Source organism: Paucihalobacter sp. (assembly GCF_036825875.1).
Lineage (GTDB): Bacteria > Bacteroidota > Bacteroidia > Flavobacteriales > Flavobacteriaceae > Paucihalobacter.
Map to the genome: position 1 here is coordinate 46,980 of NZ_DAISXK010000003.1, position 20,715 is coordinate 67,694.

The 20,715-nt window shown below is 35.6% G+C and carries 14 protein-coding genes, 1 tRNA gene and 1 pseudogene; 10 read left to right on the forward strand and 6 right to left on the reverse strand.

Translation table 11 applies throughout. The annotated features are described in order from the left end of the window. Nucleotides 1-9: 9 nt before the first annotated feature. The 5 genes and pseudogenes from V7Z48_RS01700 to V7Z48_RS01720 form a co-directional block, all read right to left on the reverse strand. The gene (locus tag V7Z48_RS01700; protein ID WP_334111657.1) at nt 10-801 is read right to left on the reverse strand and encodes a polysaccharide biosynthesis/export family protein; all 792 of its coding nucleotides are present in this window, start codon (nt 799-801) and stop codon (nt 10-12) included. Between the two features lie 401 nt (nt 802-1,202). Then, nucleotides 1,203-1,883, reverse strand: coding sequence for a WbqC family protein (locus V7Z48_RS01705; RefSeq protein ID WP_334111658.1), 681 nt, complete (start codon nt 1,881-1,883; stop codon nt 1,203-1,205). Between the two features lie 258 nt (nt 1,884-2,141). Beyond that, nucleotides 2,142-2,903, reverse strand: a complete 762-nt coding sequence (locus V7Z48_RS01710; RefSeq protein WP_334111710.1) for a carbonic anhydrase — start codon at nt 2,901-2,903, stop codon at nt 2,142-2,144. Nucleotides 2,904-3,203: 300 nt separating this feature from the next. Next, nucleotides 3,204-4,316 (reverse strand): annotated as a pseudogene (locus V7Z48_RS01715) (SulP family inorganic anion transporter); the annotation flags it as partial. A gap of 698 nt (nt 4,317-5,014) precedes the next feature. Further along, nucleotides 5,015-5,096: transfer RNA gene (locus V7Z48_RS01720), tRNA-Leu, on the reverse strand. A 189-nt stretch (nt 5,097-5,285) separates the two neighbouring features. On the opposite strand from V7Z48_RS01720, the gene V7Z48_RS01725 reads away from it, so the two are divergent. The 3 genes from V7Z48_RS01725 (at nt 5,286) to pth (ending at nt 7,593) form a co-directional block, all read left to right on the forward strand. Next, complete coding sequence (locus tag V7Z48_RS01725; RefSeq protein WP_334111659.1) at nt 5,286-6,227, forward strand: ribose-phosphate pyrophosphokinase; 942 nt, start codon at nt 5,286-5,288, stop codon at nt 6,225-6,227. 21 nt (nt 6,228-6,248) lie between these two features. Further along, the gene (locus V7Z48_RS01730) at nt 6,249-6,875 is read left to right on the forward strand and encodes a 50S ribosomal protein L25/general stress protein Ctc (RefSeq protein WP_334111660.1); all 627 of its coding nucleotides are present in this window, start codon (nt 6,249-6,251) and stop codon (nt 6,873-6,875) included. A gap of 85 nt (nt 6,876-6,960) precedes the next feature. Next, a complete protein-coding gene (gene pth, locus V7Z48_RS01735; protein WP_334111661.1) occupies nt 6,961-7,593 on the forward strand; it encodes an aminoacyl-tRNA hydrolase in 633 nt (210 codons plus the stop codon). 48 nt (nt 7,594-7,641) lie between these two features. On the opposite strand, the gene V7Z48_RS01740 is transcribed toward pth, so the two are convergent. Then, nucleotides 7,642-11,604 (reverse strand): reprolysin-like metallopeptidase, encoded by a 3,963-nt coding sequence (locus V7Z48_RS01740; RefSeq protein WP_334111662.1) that lies wholly within the window; start codon nt 11,602-11,604, stop codon nt 7,642-7,644. Nucleotides 11,605-11,775: 171 nt separating this feature from the next. Between V7Z48_RS01740 and V7Z48_RS01745 the strand changes: the two genes are divergently transcribed. The 7 genes from V7Z48_RS01745 (at nt 11,776) to mgtE (ending at nt 20,569) form a co-directional block, all read left to right on the forward strand. After that, entirely contained in the window at nt 11,776-12,690 is a 915-nt protein-coding gene (locus V7Z48_RS01745) for a bifunctional riboflavin kinase/FAD synthetase (protein WP_334111663.1), read from the forward strand. Next, complete coding sequence (locus V7Z48_RS01750) at nt 12,683-13,993, forward strand: HTTM domain-containing protein (protein ID WP_334111664.1); 1,311 nt, start codon at nt 12,683-12,685, stop codon at nt 13,991-13,993. Before V7Z48_RS01745 ends, V7Z48_RS01750 begins: the two co-directional genes overlap by 8 nt. Before the next feature lie 243 nt (nt 13,994-14,236). Continuing rightward, on the forward strand, nt 14,237-15,505 hold the full coding sequence (gene serS, locus V7Z48_RS01755; protein ID WP_334111665.1) for a serine--tRNA ligase: 1,269 nt from the start codon (nt 14,237-14,239) through the stop codon (nt 15,503-15,505). Between the two features lie 391 nt (nt 15,506-15,896). Further along, a complete protein-coding gene (locus V7Z48_RS01760) occupies nt 15,897-17,681 on the forward strand; it encodes a tetratricopeptide repeat protein (RefSeq protein ID WP_334111666.1) in 1,785 nt (594 codons plus the stop codon). 378 nt (nt 17,682-18,059) lie between these two features. Further along, entirely contained in the window at nt 18,060-18,380 is a 321-nt protein-coding gene (locus V7Z48_RS01765; protein ID WP_334111667.1) for a DUF4286 family protein, read from the forward strand. Nucleotides 18,381-18,400: 20 nt separating this feature from the next. Beyond that, nucleotides 18,401-19,192: a 16S rRNA (adenine(1518)-N(6)/adenine(1519)-N(6))-dimethyltransferase RsmA gene (rsmA, locus tag V7Z48_RS01770; RefSeq protein WP_334111668.1), complete on the forward strand. Its 792-nt coding sequence runs from the start codon at nt 18,401-18,403 to the stop codon at nt 19,190-19,192. Nucleotides 19,193-19,198: 6 nt separating this feature from the next. Next, on the forward strand, nt 19,199-20,569 hold the full coding sequence (mgtE, locus tag V7Z48_RS01775; RefSeq protein WP_334111669.1) for a magnesium transporter: 1,371 nt from the start codon (nt 19,199-19,201) through the stop codon (nt 20,567-20,569). Nucleotides 20,570-20,715 lie beyond the last annotated feature (146 nt).

The following is a 20,715-nucleotide window of genomic DNA, read 5'->3' on the forward strand; positions in this document are numbered from 1 at the left end:
TACTAGGATTTAGTTGATAAGAATTGCTGCCAATGCAATTAAAATAGAAAGGGAGGAAACGATTATTGAGGTATTAGGACCAACTTTAGATGAATTCACTCTGGTTTTATTGCTTTCTACATAAATAATGTCGTTTTGGGCTAAATAATAATGAGGAGAATTAAACAGCTCTTTTTTTGTTAAATCGATTGGTAAAAACTCTCGTATGCCATTTTGTTCTCGAATTAGCGTAATCGTTGTTCGTTTACCATATATAGTAAGGTCTCCAGCTAAAGCAATAGCTTCAAGAATATTAATTCTTTCGTTTTCTATAGTGTAACTCCCGGGTGTTCTTACTTCCCCTAAAACCGAGATTTTAAAATTAAAAATTTGCACACTTACTGTGGGATTATTTAAATATTTTGTCAACATTTCCGAGATTTTATCAATAACTTCTATAGTACTTAGTCCTCCAACTTTAACCATACCAAAAACAGGAAAATTAATTTCTCCGTCTACATTTACCAAGTATGGAATTTGTCTTACCATGCGATTCTCCTGCATTTCAAATAAGTTGAAAGGTATTGCAAGCTCTGGCTCAATAGAAGAAACTGTAATATTTAACAAATCACCATATTGAATGATTGGTTGGTAATTAACGATCGTTTCCTTTAAATCCAATTCATCTCCATCTTGAAAATAATTAACTTTTTTTGAAGAGGCACAGCCTGTTAAAATGGCTGCCGACAAAAAAATAAAAAATAGTTTCAAATTTTCTCGTTTAAATAGATTCAAAATGGGTATTTTTTGATTTGCATTCATTTTAATTATTTATATACTTCAAATTATTTTAATTGGGCTAGGTTAAGAGTTTAGATGCAGACAATTTATTCTTTGAAAATAACTTATATAACCTCTTTAAAAGTTGTTTGATAATTAACTCATTTACAGTGAAATTTTAAATTCTTAATCTATTTAATTTTAGATGTAAACTTAATCTAAATTTAATCTTTTTTTATGATGTAGAGTTGTTTAACAACTGTTATAACGGCTTTTTATCTATTATTTTTGAAAAAATACAGCCCAAAAGCAAATAATTCATTGACTTAACCAAAATCAGAGTTGGGTTTGTAGAAATAACAAAAAATTATTCACAGAAATTAAGGACAATTGATTGACAGCAGGATTGGCGATAGGACTTAACATGGGAATTAGTTTTTTAATTAAATAAACAATTTTGCGTTTTCTTTTTCTGAAAATAATAAATCTAAAACAGATAAATTTTCAAAAAACATCTCTCCACATTGATTGTACCTTGGGTGCCTGTATTTGTGGTAAGTTATTTCAATATTTTCGTTGTCAAAAATGGTTTTATCTTTTTCTAAATAGCTTTCTGAACCATTATTGGCTAATAATTTATTTGCGTTAAGTTGTTTGCATATATCCAAAACAAGATGACTTTTAGTGCCTTTTACATTTAATTCTGATCCGCGAATTAAGGTAGTGGGAATTTCGAGAAATTGACAGCAATGGGTTATAAATTCAATATTGAAATCTGCAATTTTGTCCCATTCTCTAAGATATAGTTCTTTTAAAAAAATTACTTCTTCATAGGTGCTGCCATAATTATATTGAAAATTGTCTAGATGTTTTTGTTTCCAATCTTGATTGTTATCGATAAAAACATCCTTAATCAAGGTATTTGTTTTAGGCAATGTAGTAGGAATCCGTATCCAAAATTCAGCTTCATCCACTTTAGAGCTAGATTTAAGCCTATTGCGCATGTGCCATGACTGCTTTTTAAACTTTACATTATCAAGAAAGACAAAGACATCAGAATTTTTAATCATATTAAAATAGCCAAGCCAGGGGAAAAGCGTTGGTTGAGAAATGCTTATTGTCATTAATATTGGTTGAATTTTGAATTTGTTTAAATATATTTTGTTTTATATGCCATACTAGTTATATAAGAATCTCAAATAGTCACTTAAAAATTTATTTAAGTAAATTTAGTATTCTAGCAAATAGAATTTATAAAGCTAAAGTATAAAAAATAATATATAATAATGTGATATTCATTTTGTTAAATTTAATATTTTAAGTTAAACTTTTAATGACATTTTATAATAGTTAAAAAAGTCGTAGTTAGTCCGCTTAGGCATTCAGCCTTCGAAGAGCTCAGAAAAAACAACCAAATTATCTTCTCGATTAAAAAATGCTGAAGCAATTCCAACACTGCCATTATCTAAGGCCTCTTTAAAATACGAACTTTTTGCAACAAGGTCTATCTTGGCCTTTTCAATATTGAAGTTAACAATATCGTTGGCAAGTTTATCTAGGGATTCCGTTTTCAAGTCACGGTTGGTAAATGATTCACTATTTAAGGCGTCCTCAATTAATACGTTTAAATTGGAAGTTGTTTTGTCAAGGTGTTTTTGAAGTGCTTCTTTTACAACAGTATTATTTGAGTTTCCGAAGAGGAGCACCAATTTAGCATTTTGATCTCGGCAGGATATTTCTAAATTCAGTATACTTTGTTTGTCTAAGAAATTTGCCGCGGACCTTAACGATACTAAATCGCCAATCGCCGTATTGAGCATCATGTTAAGTGGTTCCCTTAAATCAACACATGTTACAACAACCGCTAAAGGAGATTCGTGGAGGTGTTCAATTAAATCTTTCGATTGCATTTTTCGCGACATTAAATTTCTACTTGCATAGGTTGTACTACCTTCCTTCAGATACTCTAAAACTTCAAGAGGAGTTGTTTTGGCTTTAATTTCAACTTTTGTTTTCTTGTAGAAATCAATTTCTTCACCAAGTAAATAGCTATCTTTCATGCCTATGACATTTACTTCAATGTTGTGATCAACCAAAGCTCTCTTTTGAAATTCTTTAATAATGTCAACAACATCTGGATCCATATAGCTTGTAAACGAAGCATCTATAAGTAGCTTGCTATTGTTGGGAACACTCCAAAGCGTATTTTTAATAGATGCTTTGTTGAAGAATGAAACTTCATTAGATAGTTCAAGTTTGATAACTTCATCTTGCACATATTTAATATTCTCGATGTAAAACGGATTATAGTAATTACTTCTTAATAGAAAAAATATACTCAATGCCGAACCAATTAATACGCCTGTCAATACATCAGTTAAAACGATAAATATGACCGTTAAAACAAATGGTAAAAATTGATTCCATCCGCGCTTGTATAAACTTTTAAATACACTAATAGAGGCTAATTTATAGCCCACAACTAGAAGAATTGCTGCTAATGATGCCAACGGAATTAGATTGATAACGCTACTCAAAAACAACACACTTAAGAGTAAAAGAAAACCATGAATTATAGTACTGAGCTTTGTTTGGGCTCCTGCTTCAATACTTACAGAACTTCTTACAATTACTGAAGTAATGGCAATACCACCTAGTAAACCTGAAAGTGTATTGCCAATACCTTGCGCGATAAGTTCACGATTAGGTGGTGTACGCCGTTTTAATTTGTCAATATTGTCAGTTGCTTCTATATTCAATAATGTAGAAATTGAGGCAATTATAGCAATAGTGAGTGCTGTGGTCCAAACTTTCGGATTGTTGTAACCACTAAAATCTGGAAATGTAAAGAATGTGCGTATGCTATCTACTTTAGGAATATTAACTAAATGAATGCCATCTAGATATAAAAACGGCATAACAATTTTAAATAATTGATTGAGCAACACCCCTAAAATTACTACCACTAAAGCTGGAGGTATTAATTTAAAATTTTTAAGAGGTGTTTTGTCCCAATAGATTAAAATGCCCAAAGAAAGTACTGAAATTACAACAGCACCAATGGTAAAGGCATTAAAAAAATTCAAAATGAGATTGTAGGTATTATTTATATAGTCTTCCGAGTAATTAAGCAATTTACTTTTGTCTATTTCATAACCAATAGTGTACGGAAGTTGAGATAATATTAAAATGACACCTATACCCGCTAAAAGACCTTTAATTATACTCGTTGGCATATAATCGGCAAGAATTCCGGCTTTTACAATACCGAGAATAACTTGAATAAATCCTGCTTATACCAAGGCTCCTAAAAACAATTGAAAACTATTTAAATCTTCGATGGCTAATAAAACTAAAGCTGCTACACTTGCCGCAGGTCCGCTAACACTTGTTCCCGATTTGCTCAAATATCCAATTATTACACCACCGATTATACCAGAAATCAAACCAGACATTAAAGGCGCACCACTTGCCAGTGCAATACCCAAACATAGAGGCAGCGCAACTAAAAATACCACAATACCAGCTGGAATATCCTTGTCTAATCTTGAAAACATCGAGCGATAATCATCCTGAAACTGTTGACGATTAACAAAATCTTTTAAAACAGGTATTTTTTTCAAAAAGTTTGGTGTTAAAATGAAGTAAGGTAATGACTTGATATCTGGCGAACTTATGAAATAAAGGGCTTAAAAGCAAAAAGACTTGAGGGTTTCAATGTTTAAATTTATTTAAACGCATAAAGTTTTTCATAATTTAGAAGCAATTCGATAAACAGTATAATTAAATCACTTCACATATTTGAATATTTGATTCACGAAAAATTAAAATGCATATGAGGATTATATGCACAATAAACTCTTTTTTAGTAGTTTAAAAAGCATAATTAATTTAAAATCTTAACAAAATGTTAATTTATTTCTTTATATTTGGAGATTAACCAAAACCAAAAAAAATGAATGCTTACTTGAAAAACAAGAATATTGTTCCGGCGATTCACTATGTTATGATCGCTATAGTGGGTTTTATAATGATAGCTTTTGTCTCGTCGCTCTTTAATTTAATCAATTCTTATCAAAGTGTAGTCGAGTCAGGAATGCTAAATGCCATGAGTAGTATTCAATACCCGTAGTTATTTAAGGAAGTGGATGAAAACTATAATGTAAAGGTGAATGTTGAGAGCGTAAGTTTACGCGAAAAATTCATTAATCGAGAGAAATTAAAAACCCTTAAAATAATGATTTTAAGGGTTTTGTACTCAAGGTGGGAATCGAACCCACACTCCCGAAAGAACTGGATTTTGAATCCAGCGCGTCTACCAATTCCGCCACTTGAGCATGTATGCACCAAACTCCTGTAGATATCAGAGTTGCCTTTTAAGTAAATTGGATTGCAAAAATATAAAATAATTTAGTGCAAACAACTAAAATTAGTAGGATTTATGCTTTTACGCGTGAAATAAATTCCTAAATTTGCACCCTGATTTCAAGAGAGGCACACAAATCAATTAATAGACTGAATTTCAAATGTCACAAGAACCGGCAGAAGCCAAAATTTTTGGTTGCACGCAAAGTAAATATTTGGCCGATAAAATAGCCAAAGCCTACGGCGTGTCTTTAGGTAATGTGATTACCTCTACCTATAGCGACGGAGAATTTCAACCATCTTACGAAGAATCAATTCGTGGCACCCGCATCTTTATCATTGGCTCCACCAATCCTGGACCAGAGAATTTAATGGAAATGTTGCTTATGATTGACGCTGCTAAACGCGCTTCAGCTAGACATATTACTGCGGTGCTTCCTTATTTTGGATGGGCTAGACAAGATCGTAAAGACAAACCTAGGGTTCCAATAGCAGCTAAACTAGTCGCTAAAATGCTTGAGGCAGCAGGCGCAACACGTATCATAACCATGGATTTGCATGCCGATCAGATTCAAGGGTTTTTTGAAAAACCTGTAGATCATCTGTTTGCTTCCACAATATTTTTACCCTATTTGCAAGAACTAAATCTTGAAAAATTAACGATTGCTTCTCCAGATATGGGCGGCTCAAAACGCGCATATGCCTATTCGAAAGCTTTAGAAAGCGACGTGGTAATTTGTTATAAGCAGCGGGCCAAAGCCAATGTCATTTCACACATGGAACTAATTGGCGATGTTACAGGGAAAAATGTGGTTTTAGTAGATGATATGGTGGATACTGCTGGAACACTTACCAAGGCCGCCGATGTTATGATGGAAAGAGGTGCAATTAGCGTCAGAGCTATTTGTACACACCCTATACTATCTGGTAACGCTTATGAAAGAATTGAAAAATCGCAATTAGCAGAACTTATCGTTACCGATTCTATTCCGCTTAAACAAAACAGTTCAAAAATAAAAGTATTGAGTTGCGCAAACTTGTTTGCAGCTGTCATGTACAATGTGCATCACAACCAATCAATCAGCTCAAAATTTATAATGTAAATCAATAATTAAATAAATAAAATGAAATCAATTACAATCAATGGATCGAAAAGAGAAAGCGTTGGCAAAAAAGCAACTAAAGCCATACGTAATGCTGGACAGGTTCCTTGCGTATTATACGGAGGAGATAAGCCAGTACATTTCTTAGCACCAGAACTGGCATTCTCTAAACTTGTATACACACCAGATGCGCATACAGTTGTGATTGCTCTAGACGGCGGCGAAACGTACAATGCAGTAATGCAAGATATTCAGTTTCACCCAGTAACCGATAAAATCTTACATATAGATTTCTATCAGTTGTTCGACGATAAAGAAATCTCTATGGATATTCCTGTTCATATTATTGGAACATCTCGAGGCGTTTTAAATGGAGGTGTGCTTCGTAAGAACAAACGAACTTTAAGAGTTAAAGCATTACCTGCAAACCTTCCCGATTTTATAGAGGCCAATATTACACCTCTTAAAATTGGCAGTAAATTATACATTACTACCTTAGAAAATGAAGCTTACAAATTCTTACACCCAGACAACACAGTTGTTTGCCAAGTAAGAAGATCAAGAGCAAGTGTAGCTGATTTTGAGGCGGATGAAGAAGAAGAAACTGTTGAAGGAGAAGAAACTCCAACAACCGAAGCTCAAGAATAAAAATAATTTTTATAAATATAAGAAGCATTCTGTTTTCCGACGCTTTGGAACAGAATGCTTTTTTATTTTTACATAAATTCAAAGGATGCTTCATTTTTTAAAATCATTATTTTTTGCTGATGTAGCAGCATTAGACGCAGAGGTAAATAGCATGAAAAAATTTCTAATTGTTGGCTTGGGAAATATTGGAGATAAGTATGCCAACACCCGGCATAATATTGGTTTTAGAATTCTTGACAAATTAGCCAAAGAAGAAGATTTAACCTTCCAAACTCAAAAGCTAGGGGACGTATCCGTTTACAAATTCAAAGGTCGAAGTTTTGTGCTTCTAAAACCAAGCACCTATATGAATTTAAGTGGTAAGTCCTTAAAGTATTGGATGACCAAAGAAAATATTGCGCTTGAAAATATACTGGTTTTAACCGATGATTTAAACCTTTCTTTCGGCACTTTACGCATTAAAACAAAAGGCAGCGATGGCGGTCATAATGGACTTAAAGACATTCAAAACACACTTCAAACTAACACATATAACCGATTGCGTTTTGGCATTAGTGATGCCTTTCACAAAGGCAGTCAGGTAGATTATGTTTTAGGTGAATGGACTCCAGAAGAAGAGGCTAATTTGCCAGAACGTATGGCTCTGGCAATTGAAGCCATCAAATCATTTGGTACGGCTGGAATAAATATCACCATGAACAATTATAATGGTAAATAAAAAAGGACAACTTAAAAGCTGTCCTTTTTAAATCATTAATACTATAATTTATTTTACTATTATTTTTTTCGTAATTGTTTGAATACCATTGTTAATATTTACGAGATATACACCAGAATCTACAGTTCCTAAATCAATAGTATTTTCAAACTGTGCGTTGGCGTCGAATCTATTTTTATAAACTTGTCGGCCTCTTATATCGTAAACACTTACATTTATTTTATCGCTATTTGGTGCATTCATTTTAATTGTGAATGTTCCATTATTTGGATTTGGGTAGATATTGAAATTACTTTCAGTAAATTCACTTAACGATAAGGTAGGTATACCACAAATTTCAAGATTAAAGGCGTTGATAGTACCACCATCGCCACTAGCTAAGTCTTGAACCTGTAAGGTCCACGTTCCAGCAGACATTTCGTTGTAGATGGTCGTTAAGTCACCATCAGGAATAAACGTGCCCGTAAACGGTGGTGCTCCAGAACCGATAGGTGTCGTAGCCTCTTGATCAAATACCGTATTGGTATAATTATCCCCAGATCCACCTCTTCTGTTTGATAAAACTACAGTGGTATTGTTAGGGCTAATTAGTGAAATAAGTAAGTCACTATTCCATGTATGTGTAATATCAATTCCGACATTTACATCGGTAATTGTAAAATCAAAAGGCACCACAATAGAAGATGTATAAGTCACATTTGCAGCCGTGGTAATTGTAATTGGTAAATCGCTAGCGGAGGCAGTATCACATTCAACATCACAAACATCCCCAATACCGTTGTTATTACTATCTGCTTGATCAGGATTAAAGGTAAGTGGGCAATTATCGTTATCGTTTAGTATTCCATCCCCATCAATGTCATCATCGCAAGCGTCACCTATGCCATCACCGTCTATATCTGCTTGGTCTGGGTTGAAAGTGGACGGACAATTGTCTATATTATCAGGAATACCATCGCCATCGGTATCGGTTTGCGGGCTACCACAGATTTCAAGGGACCAACTAGTGATGTTACCAACATCAAAACTAGCATTATCAGATACGTTTAAAATCCAATTTCCACCTGAGAATTCGCCGTTAAATAAGGACAAACTGCCTTCAGGTTGAAAAGTTCCTGTAAATGGTGCAGTCCCATTTATAATTAAATCTACTGCATCATCATCAAATACCGTGTTGGTATAATTATCGCCATTACCACCATTACCGTCAGAAAGAATCACCTCTGTCCCTGTCGGACTAATCAATTTTAGAATTAAATCTCCAACAAAAGTGTGGGTAATGTTAATTGAGACATTAACATCTGTTATTAATGATGTAGTTGGGATGTTAATTATAGAATTTATACCTGTAGCGTTATTATCAGGTATGCCTAACGGTGTATCGGATGAGTTAAAAGCTTGACAAGATATATTTGCAGTTGTAAAACTCGCGCTGCTGTAAATGCCGTTGCCGCAATCGTTAACTGCACGTACACGCCACCAGTATTGAGTAGTAATGTTTAAAGTGGTGCTTGTATAGGTTGTATTGGTAACTGTTGCGCTTTCTACTAGGTTGGTGAATCCGGCATCAGTTGAAATATCAATTTCATAAGAAACAGCATTTGGGTCTGCAATCCATTCAAATAAAGCATTATCGGCCGGCACATCGTTTGCACCGTTAACAGGTGTATCAAGCGTTAATGCTGCAAAATTAGCATCGAATACATTTAAAATAATTTCTGAACTTTGAGTAATGGAGCCAGAAGTTCCAACCAAATCAAAAGAATAAGAATCTACTGCCAAACTACCGGTATTAGATACGGTAACCGTTACGTTGGTGCCATCGGCCGTTGCCGTTGGAGGATTAAAGCTAGCCGTTGCACCCGCCGGAAGGTTGTTAGCTGAAAAATTCGTGGTGCCGCTAAACCCTAAAAATGTATTATAGGTAAAAGTGTAAACAGCATCATTTGGTTTACAAATGTCTACACTAGCGTTTGTTACGTTCAAAACAAATTCAGACGATTGAATTGAAAAATTACTACTGTTAACGGCAAAAAACAAGTTGTTATTACCTTCAACAATTACGCGTGCCTGATTGGTATCGGCACCAATATTTGGTACTGTAATATTTTGAGCACCGTCATTAACAACATTGGATGCCAATGTAAACGGGAATGTCTGTCCACCATCAACCGACAACAAAATATTAACCGTTGGCGTATTTACAGCACCGCCGTTAGTTCCGGCAACATCCCATGTGATTTCCTGAGAAGAGCCAACGTCCCAAGTTTCATTTGTAGATTGAGAGGTTACTACGAATGGACCTGAGCTACCGTCAACAGTTACTGTCATGGTATCAAAACTAGATTGTGGGAATTGACCTGTGCCATTGGCTTCTGAACGATCGCGTACCGTTAAAGCAAAATTAAAGGTTCTGCCAACGGTGGTGATGGTTTCCCAAGTAGAGTTATCTACAGATTCAAGTGGATTTGTTTCCGTTAATTGCCCAGCAATTACTCTTGACAGTTGAGGCATATATCTGTTGGAGTCCGTGCTTGGCGGTCTCGATCTAAACAAGGCTCCTGTTGTTTTTGTTGGGCCAAAATTACCAGTGGTGGTAACACCATTATCTATTTGTTCCCAGGTGTAAGTGAGTATATCGCCGTCTGGATCGGTACCTGTACCACGTAACACAAATGCTGTACCTGCTGGAATGGTTTGGTTATTTCCCGCATTTGCAATTGGTGGATTGTTAGTAATGGCCGTACTGGTCCAGCAGGTTCTTGAATTTAAATTGTTTAAAATTTGATTGATACTGTGGTAATGAAAATAAGGATCGGAATGGTCCTGAACATCATTTGGGCCTGTAATCCCTGCATAACCCATAATGGTAGTGCCACTGCCAGGTTCGACATTAACGCCAGCTCCTTCACTACTAAAAGAAAAAGTGTGCGTTGCACCCATTTGGTGACCTATTTCATGAGGCACGTAATCGATATCAAAAAAGTCGTTTTGATAAGGTCCACCGTCATTATCCTGGAATGAATGCGCCGAAAAAGCACTACCTTTTTGCCCATTTACACAAACACAACCAATACAACCAGCATTACCGTTGTTTGCAGCGAAAGTAAATAAATGGCCAATATCATAGTTAGCTTCACCAATGTTATTAGTTAAGGTTGTTTGTAATTGTGCATTAAGGTTCCCTGTATAAGGATCGGTAGCAGCATTAGGGTATATGATACTAATTCCTGAAACGAGTTGAAAGGTAACCGCCATATCAACCTCAAAAACCTCATTACTTCTATTTAAGGTAGCCACTACCTGTGCTAGGGCATCTTCTTGAGCGTTACCGTTACCAGGGTTGCCGTCGTCCCAAAAGTTAGTATATTCACCTGTGGTCGATATGGCTATTCTAAAGGTTCGCAATATTTGATCGTTGGCATCTCTACCCATCGTGGAACCTCCTTGGCTTTGAGTATTAACCATCTCATTTTCGGTTAAACACTCAAACTCTTTAACAGCGTTTATTTTAGAAGCTCTGCTATACGCCATATATTGATTACTGCCAAATTTATCTAATGGCACCACAAAAGTTAAATCGCTGTTAGCAGAAGTCGCCATGGTTTGCACTCCTTGAGGTGTTACCGAAAACCTGATGCGATTAGCAGGATTGTTGAGGTCAAAGCCCAAATAGGCTTTAATATTTGGAAATTCTAAGCTCAGTTCTGGTGATAAAATTGGTAATTCAACTACACGATAATCATGAAATTTTCCATTTTGGTCAGGAAAGGAAATAATGGTGTTCGACCTTGCTGAGGTAACACTACGCATTGGCGCTCCGGATAAAGCTTGTTTAAATGCTTCTAAGTTTAAGCTAAAGGTTTTAATTTGATTTTTGTTGAAGTTTTCAAGGTTATGCGTGCCTCTTAAATTACTTGTTTCAATGTTAGTCCAGTATTTCGATTGCGAAAACGAAGCAAATGAAGCTACCATAAAAACGAAAAAAAATAATTGTAGTTGTTTTTTCATGTTAAAAAAAATTAAAATATGTTCTCAAATTTAAATAAATCTCTAAAGTATTTTGTAAAAATTCGATAAAATAATATAAATTCCGAATTCTGGTTTTTTTATAACTTAAGGTAAAGCGACATATTTATTATAATAACTATTTTTACAGTGAAAGAAATTATATTTTAAAGATTGAACTCCAAAACTAATAATTCTACCCTTGTAACAATTGGCACTTTTGATGGGGTGCATATTGGGCATCAAAAAATTCTTAAAAAACTTTGCCAAAGAGCAATAGAAAAAAATTTAGAGTCCGTTGTGCTAACTATGTTTCCGCATCCTAGAATGGTACTCAATAAAGACAGCGATTTAAAATTATTACTCACTATTAATGAACGTAAAAATATGCTCCTTGGTTTTGGCCTAGCATCTATTGTGGTGAAACCTTTTACCTTGAGTTTTGCGAATTTATCACCATTAGACTACGTAGATACAATTTTAGTAAAAGAATTACATGCGAAGCACGTTATCATTGGATACGACCATCGTTTTGGTAAAAATCGAAGTGCCGATATAAAAGATTTAAGAAAATTTGGAACACAATTTAACTTTGAAGTTGAAGAAATTTCGGCGATGGAAATTGAAGAAGTAGCCGTAAGCAGTACCAAAATTAGAAAAGCCTTGATAAATGGTGATATTAAAACCGCCAATACTTATCTTGGATATGCTTATTTCTTAACTGGAAAAGTGGTTGAAGGACAAGGAATTGGGCGAACGATTGATTTTCCAACGGCCAATATTTTTATTGAAGAAGATTATAAACTTATTCCTAAAAATGGGGTCTATGTGGTACGGTCAACATTAGATAATCAAATTATTTTCGGGATGATGAATATAGGCACTAAGCCAACAGTAAACGGAAACAAACAATCAATTGAAGTACATTGGTTTAAAGTAGACACCAATCTTTATGGTAAAACTTTTAAAATTGAAATGCTTGCTCGTTTAAGAGATGAACATAAATTTGAGTCCTTGGAAGCGCTCAAAAATCAACTTGAATTAGACAAAAAAGCAGCGGAAGTATTTATTGATAACAACAATGAATAAGTTACTATTTAGACATATCGATAATTCTGCATTAATCGTTTTTAGAATCTGTTTCGGCCTACTTTGCTTTCTAGAATCGGTAGGTGCGATTGCAACAGGCTGGGTGCACGCAACGCTTATCAAACCTCAATTTACGTTTTCCTTTATTGGCTTTGAATGGCTGCAACCTTTGCCAGGCAATTGGATGTATGTTTATTATGTGGTAATGGGTGTTTTTGGCCTCCTTATAATGATTGGCTACAAATACCGATGGAGTGCTTTGGGTTTTGCCATAATGTGGACAGCCACCTATTTAATGCAAAAGTCATCTTACAATAACCATTATTATTTGCTGTGCTTGTTAAGTTTTTTAATGGTGTTACTCCCAGCACATCATTATGCTTCTGTAGATGCCAAACAACATCCCGAAATAAAAAGAACATCAATGCCGTTCTGGGTTTGGTTGGTGATAATAATGCAACTTTTTGTGGTGTATACCTATGGAGCGATAGCGAAAATCTACCCCGATTGGTTGAATACTACGGTTATCGAAATTCTGATGGAAAGCAAAAAGCACTACTATTTAATTGGTGATGTGCTGCAGGAAAAATGGATGCATTATATATTGAGCTACGGAGGTATTTTGTTTGACGGCCTTGTGATACCACTGCTACTTTGGAAACCCACAAGAAAATGGGCTTTTGCAGCGTCAATTTTCTTTCACCTATTTAATTCTATTGTGTTTCAAGTAGGGATTTTTCCTTACCTATCCTTGGCGTTTTGCATGTTTTTCTTTAGCACAAAAACCATTAATAAGCTGTTTTTAAGGAGAAAACCACATTATGAAGCTGCTGAAATTATTATACCCAAATACGCTGGAGTTTTGGTCACTGTTTTTAGCATTTATTTTGTTATTCAAGTGTTATTGCCCTTAAGGCATCATTTAATTGAAGACAATGTACTTTGGACCGAAGAAGGACATCGCATGTCTTGGCGTATGATGCTTCGAACCAAAGGTGGAAGTACGCATTATCGCGTAATTGATACAAAAACCAATATGAGTATTCCAATAAAACTAGACGATTATCTCACCAAAAAGCAGCAAAGAGGCGCTACTACAAAACCTGATGTTATTTGGCAGTTCGCTCAGCATTTGAAAAAGGATTTCGCCAGTCAAGGCAAGGATGTGAAAATTTATGTTTCGGCTTATGTTAGTGTTAATGGCCGACCCTTTAAACAACTCATAAATCCAGAAATCGATTTGGCTTCTGTACCTTGGGAAATTTTTAAGCATAGTGATTGGATTTTACCTTCGGATTTGTGAGATTTAAAAATTTAAAAAATCATCTGCTCCGCTTGGGTTTTTTAAAGCGAATTAAAATTTAGCAAACGATATTTTGTGTAGTTTTGCACTCTTAAATGCGTTAAGGATTGAAGCGGCATCCTTTTTTGCAAGCCTTGTTATTCAAATCTTTAATAAAGCTTGGTTGCAAAAAAGATAGAGCGGAAAGCCTGACACTTTGGGGTGCCCAACACCACAAAGTGGAACGCCCAAAAACTAAATACCATGTTACAAATATCAGCTATTAGAAACCACAAAGAGGCCGTCATTAAAGCACTCGCAAAGCGCAATTTAGATGCTACAGAAATGATTGAAGCAGCATTAGCACTTGATGAGAAAAGACGCGCAACCCAAACCGAATTGGATAATATTAAGGCAGAATCTAATAGCTTGTCTAAAGAAATTGGGGAGTTATTTAAGTCTAATCAGCCACAAAAGGCAAATGTTTTAAAGGAAAAAACCACCCAGCTAAAAGATGCTTCTAAAACATTGGATCAGGTTTTAAATGATACTATTGAAGACTTATCCGCTCTACTTTATAAAATTCCAAATGTTCCAAATGAGTTGGTGCCTGCAGGAACTTCCGAAACAGACAACGAAGAGGTTTACCGCGAAGGAGAGATTCCTGTTTTAGGTGATAATGCTTTGCCGCATTGGGAATTGGCTAAGAAGTACGATATTATAGACTTTGAATTGGGCAATAAAATAACTGGTGCAGGTTTTCCTGTATATAAAGGTAAAGGTGCGCGTTTGCAACGTGCCTTAATCAGTTATTTTTTAGATAAAAATACCGAAGCTGGTTATACAGAATATCAATTACCGCTTTTGGTGAACGAAGCGTCAGGATTCGGTACTGGACAGCTGCCAGATAAGGAAGGTCAGATGTATTTTGTTGGGGAAGATAATTTGTACTTGATTCCCACAGCCGAAGTACCTGCTACCAATATTTATAGAGATAGTTTGCTAAACGAAAGTGATTTACCGATTAAACTTACGGGTTATACGCCTTGTTTTAGACGTGAAGCTGGCAGTTATGGCGCGCACGTTCGTGGTTTAAACAGACTACACCAATTTGATAAAGTTGAAATTTTACGCATAGAACATCCAGATAAATCATATGATGCCTTAAGCGAAATGGTTAAACACGTGAAAGGAATTTTACAAGAGTTGAAATTACCTTATAGAATTTTGCGTTTGTGCGGTGGCGATTTAGGATTTACTTCAGCACTCACTTACGATTTTGAGGTGTATTCAACCGCGCAAGAACGTTGGCTAGAAATTTCATCGGTGTCTAATTTTGAAACTTTTCAAGCCAATCGTTTAAAATTGCGATTTAAAAACAGTGAAGGCAAGAACGAATTGGCACATACACTTAATGGCAGTTCATTGGCATTGCCAAGAGTTTTAGCAGGTATTTTAGAGAACTATCAAACAGAAAATGGTATTGACATTCCAGAGGCGTTAATTCCTTATACTGGATTTAAAACCATATAGTTAGTAAGAAAATTCTTAATTTCATCGTTGAAATGTTAAAAAATAACGTTGTTTAACGATTTTTAGCTAGAATGTATATCTATATTTGTTTTTTTTTCTGATATTTAAATACCCAATCAACGCTTAACCTACTAGTTATGAAAAATCTTAAACGCCTCTTTTTACTTATTGCCTTATTGGTGATGGCCAGCAAAGTATTGTTTTAATAATGCCTTTATTCAATATTCTCATAATTACAGCAAGGTAATTGAATCGTTACGAATAATGATTAATAGCACATTTATTTTGGCTGTTTAAATGCCCAAACATCGATTTGGGCATTTTTTTATAAAAACATTTACAATTTCTAACAATTTGATTGGTTATATTTACAAATAAGAGCGCCTACGTTATGAGATTTCTATTTTACATACTTACAGTTTTAGTATTACTTCCAGTGGTGAGTTTTGGTCAGAGTGATGCCTTAGCCGAAGATTATTTTAAACGTGGCGACTATGAAAAGGCACTGATAACCTACCAGAAATTATACGACAATCAGAAAGGGAGCACTAAATATATGTTTAAAATTGTTGAAACACTACAACAATTAGAGCGCTATCAAGAGGCCAAAGAAAAGCTTAACGAACGATTATCCCGCTATTATAGTCCAACCTATGCCATAGAAATGGGCTACAATTATCAACTCATGGACAGTTTGGATATGGCAAAAGAGTATTACAACTCTGCCATCGCTTACATAGAAGAAAAACCAAACTTTGTTTATACGGTTGCGCGCAGTTTTGAGGATCACGCCTTAACGGAGCAAGCCATTCAAGTATATCAGCGCGGCATGGAATTGCAACCCGAGAAAAACTATAATATACAACTAGCAAGGTTATACGGCGATCAAGGTGATGTAGAAGGGATGTTTACCAATTACATTGATTATATTGAAAGCAATCCGTCCTTTATTCATAATGCAAAAAGGGCGTTTAGCGACTTTTTATCAGAAGATAGCGAGAATAGCAATAACCAAACGCTTAGAAAATTAGTGCTTAAAAAACTCCAAACTACTCCTGAGGTTTTTTGGTACGAACTGCTCAGCTGGCAATACATACAAGAGCGAGCTTACAGCAAAGCATTTGTCCAAGAAAAGGCATTGTATATGCGTTTTCCTGAAAGCCTAAATCGCCTAATTGAACTTGCTTCAGTCGCTTTAGACGACCAAGATTTCGATATTAGCCTGGAAGTATTTCAGTATATTTTAGACAATGCCCAAGATATAGAAACCCAACTGCTCGCGCATCAATATCGCCTCGATATTATGGTTGAAACTGCTACGGCAAAAGATTATAATAGCATACAAAAAAACTATCTCAGTTTGCTTGAAAGCTTTGGTAAATCTGAAGTGACGCTAGCTTTACAATTATCGTATGCTAAATTTCTAGCCTTTAGACTACAACAAACAAACGAGGCTTCTAATTTTTTGCGAAACACTTTAAAACTCAATCTTGCGCCATTTCAAGAAGGCTCTGTAAAAATGCTAATAGCGGATATTTTGGTTATTCAAGAAAAGTTTAACGAAGCACTTATTTACTACACCCAAATTCAAAATAATTTAAAAAATAGCACGCTATCACAAGAAGCGAGGTTTAAAGTTGCAAAAACTAGCTACTACAAAGGCGATTTTGATTGGGCCGAATCACAGTTAAAAATACTAAAAGCTGCAACTTCCCAACTTATAGCCAACGATGCATTGGAACTTAAGCTCCTAATTTCAGACAATAAATACGATGATTCAACTCAAACGGCTTTAAAGCATTATGCAAAAGCAGATTTGTTGGCGTTTCAAAATAACAATCAAGAAGCCATTAGTCTTTTAGATAAAATATTAACTGAACACCGTGGCGAAAGTATTATTGATGAAGCACTTTACAAGCAGGCCCAGTTGTTCGAAAAAGAAAAATTGTACGATAAGGCCATCACCAACTACAATCTTATTTTAACAGATTATCGCGAGGAAATTTTAGCAGATGATGCCCATTTCCGACTGGCAGAAATCTACAATTACATACTAGATAACAATGAGTTAGCTAAACAGCACTACGAAAAAATCATATTTGAACACCAAGATAGTATCTATTTTATTGAGGCGCGTAAGAAGTTCCGATTGTTGCGTGGTGATGCCATCAATTAACATCATCATCCGGTTGCTTCAAAAGAAGTAGACAATTACTGCCTCTTTGATGAATTATGGTTTCAAAAAACACAGGCAAAATCGCATTTAATGGTTTAGATGGTAATATAGTGCGATTTAAAACAACGGCAGTCAGTGTTTTGTTTTCTGATATCGGTAATCTAAAACTAATCCATAGCCATTGTAAAGCCCTATCAAAGCCCTATCAAAGGCATGGTTAATGCATGTGATAGTGACAGATTTTTATAAATACCTATGATTCAGCTTTATCCTTTAAATCAAACCTTCCCACACTGAAACAAAAAAGCAAAACCAGATTGTATTTTTAAACCCCACTGTAAATAACCTTATCTTCGCCCTAAAATATAATAACGGTCTATGTATATATATAACGTAACAGTAAATGTAGATAACTCGGTCCATACCGAATGGCTAAACTGGATAAAACTTCACATTCCTCAAGTCTTGGACACTGGACGATTTAGCGACGCTAAACTTACAAAAGTTTTAGTAAAAGAAGAAACAGGAGTTACTTATTCAGTGCAATACCGCGCCAAGTCACGCGAAGATTTAGACAATTATTATAAATTAGATGCCGATAGGTTACGTCAAGAAAGTTTGGTTAAATTTGCCGATAAAGTTTTGGCATTCCGTACCGAACTGGAAATTATAGACGAATACAGCGTTACCTTCAACTAAATCATTTAAAGTCTTTTGTTTTGAAAAACAATCAGCCCGTACGCGCCAAAAAACATTTGGGTCAACATTTTTTAACCGACCAAACCATTGCCCGAAATATTGTGCATACCTTAGACTTTTCAGCATCAGACAATGTTTTAGAAATTGGCCCTGGAATGGGTGTTCTTACCCAGTACTTATTGGAACAGAACGCTCAAACATACGTCATTGAAATAGACCCAGAATCTGTTATATATCTCAAGGAAAATTATTCCGCTCTATCTAATAATATCATACAAAAGGACTTTTTAAAATACGATTTAAACGAAGTTTTTAAAGGCGCATCCTTTTCCATTATCGGTAATTTTCCTTATAATATTTCAACCCAAATCGTTTTTAAAACACTTGAAATGCGTGCACAAATCCCGCAATTTTCAGGAATGTTTCAAAAAGAAGTCGCCCAACGTATTTGTGCCAAAGAAGGCAATAAAGTGTACGGTATTTTATCGGTTTTAGCCCAAGCGTTTTACCATGCCGAATATCTGTTTACAGTGCCACCGCAAGTGTTCAATCCGCCACCAAAAGTAGAATCGGGTGTGTTACGCCTTACTCGAAAAGATAATTTTAAACTCGATTGCGATGAAACCTTGCTTTTCAAAGTGGTAAAAACCGCTTTTAACCAACGCCGAAAAACCATGCGTAACAGTTTAAAAACATTCAACCTAGGCGATAATTTAAAAGCAAATACTATCTTTGACCAACGGCCGGAGCAATTAAGCGTGTCCGATTTTATCGCACTCACCAATTTGCTTGAAAACGACCAACAAAACTGATGTATTTTGGAAGAAGTAAACGACAACATACAGTTTAAAATCACCGACGAGCTTATTGAGCAAGTCGAGCAGTTAATTGAAGCCCAAAACGATAAGGAAATTGAATCTCTGTTCAAGGATTTCCACTATGCCGATATTGCCGAAATTCTAAACGAGCTCAATCTTGAAGATTCCTTATACGTAATTAAGTTAATAGATTCCGAAACCACTTCAGATATTTTAATGGAGTTGGATGAAGACATCAGAGAAAAAGTACTTCAAAATCTATCAGCCAAAGAAATTGCTGAAGAAATTGAAGAGCTGGATACCGATGACGCAGCCGATATTATTGCCGAATTACCACTTAAAAGACAATACGAAGTCATCTCGAATATAGAGGATGAAGAGCACAAAGCTGAAATCCAAGAACTACTTACCTATGACGAAGATTCCGCAGGTGGACTTATGGCAAAAGAGTTGGTGAAAGTTTATGAAACTTGGACCGTTGCTGGGTGTATAAGACGTATTCGTGGCCAAGCTGAAAATGTTACCCGCGTGCATTCGGTTTATGTAGTAAATAAAAAAAATAAACTTATCGGTCGCTTGTCTTTAAAAGATTTAATCACCGCCAAAAGCGACCAAAAAATTGCCGACATTTACATCTCAAGTGTTGATTTTGCTTATGTTGACGACGATGTAGAAGATGTAGCTAAAATAATGGCCAAATACGATTTAGAGGCCATTCCGGTAGTCGACAGAAACCAAACCCTTTTAGGTCGTATCACCATTGATGATATCGTAGATGTTATTAGAGAAGAAGCCGATAAAGATTACCAGTTGGCTGCAGGTATTTCGCAAGATGTAGAAGCCGATGCCAGTATTTTGCAACTAACCAGAGCGCGATTGCCTTGGTTAGCACTTGGCTTACTTGGTGGTGTAGGTGCTTTTTTAATCATGGAAGGCTTTCAAGAATCCTTTGCTAAATACGCGGTTCTGTTCTTTTTTACGCCCTTAATTGCGGCTATGGCTGGAAATGTGGGTGTGCAATCTAGCGCCATTATCGTGCAAGGTTTGGCTAACGACGATGTACGAGGCAGCGTTAATAGCAGACTTATAAAAGAAATGTTACTAGCCGCACTTAACGGTACTGCACTTGCTATTGTTCTATTTCTATTTGTATTTTTATACAACGGGTCATTTTTAACAGCCCTAGCCATTTCAGTATCGCTCATCGCAGTAATAGTCGTCGCTGGATTAATAGGCACCTTTGTGCCATTATTCCTTCATAAACGCGGCATTGATCCTGCCATTGCTACGGGGCCATTTATCACCACCAGCAATGATATTTTCGGGATTCTCATCTACTTTTTAATTGCCAAACTTATTTTAGGTTTTTAATTTTTGGGCATTTCCCCACCCCAATGAAAAATTGGGGTGGGGTCGCGCTATACGCTATATCTTTTCTTTTTTTTTGAAAAAGAAAAGGATGCCGCTGCTATCGCTAATGGAGACGAAAACCTGTGAGTTATGATAACATTTTTTAA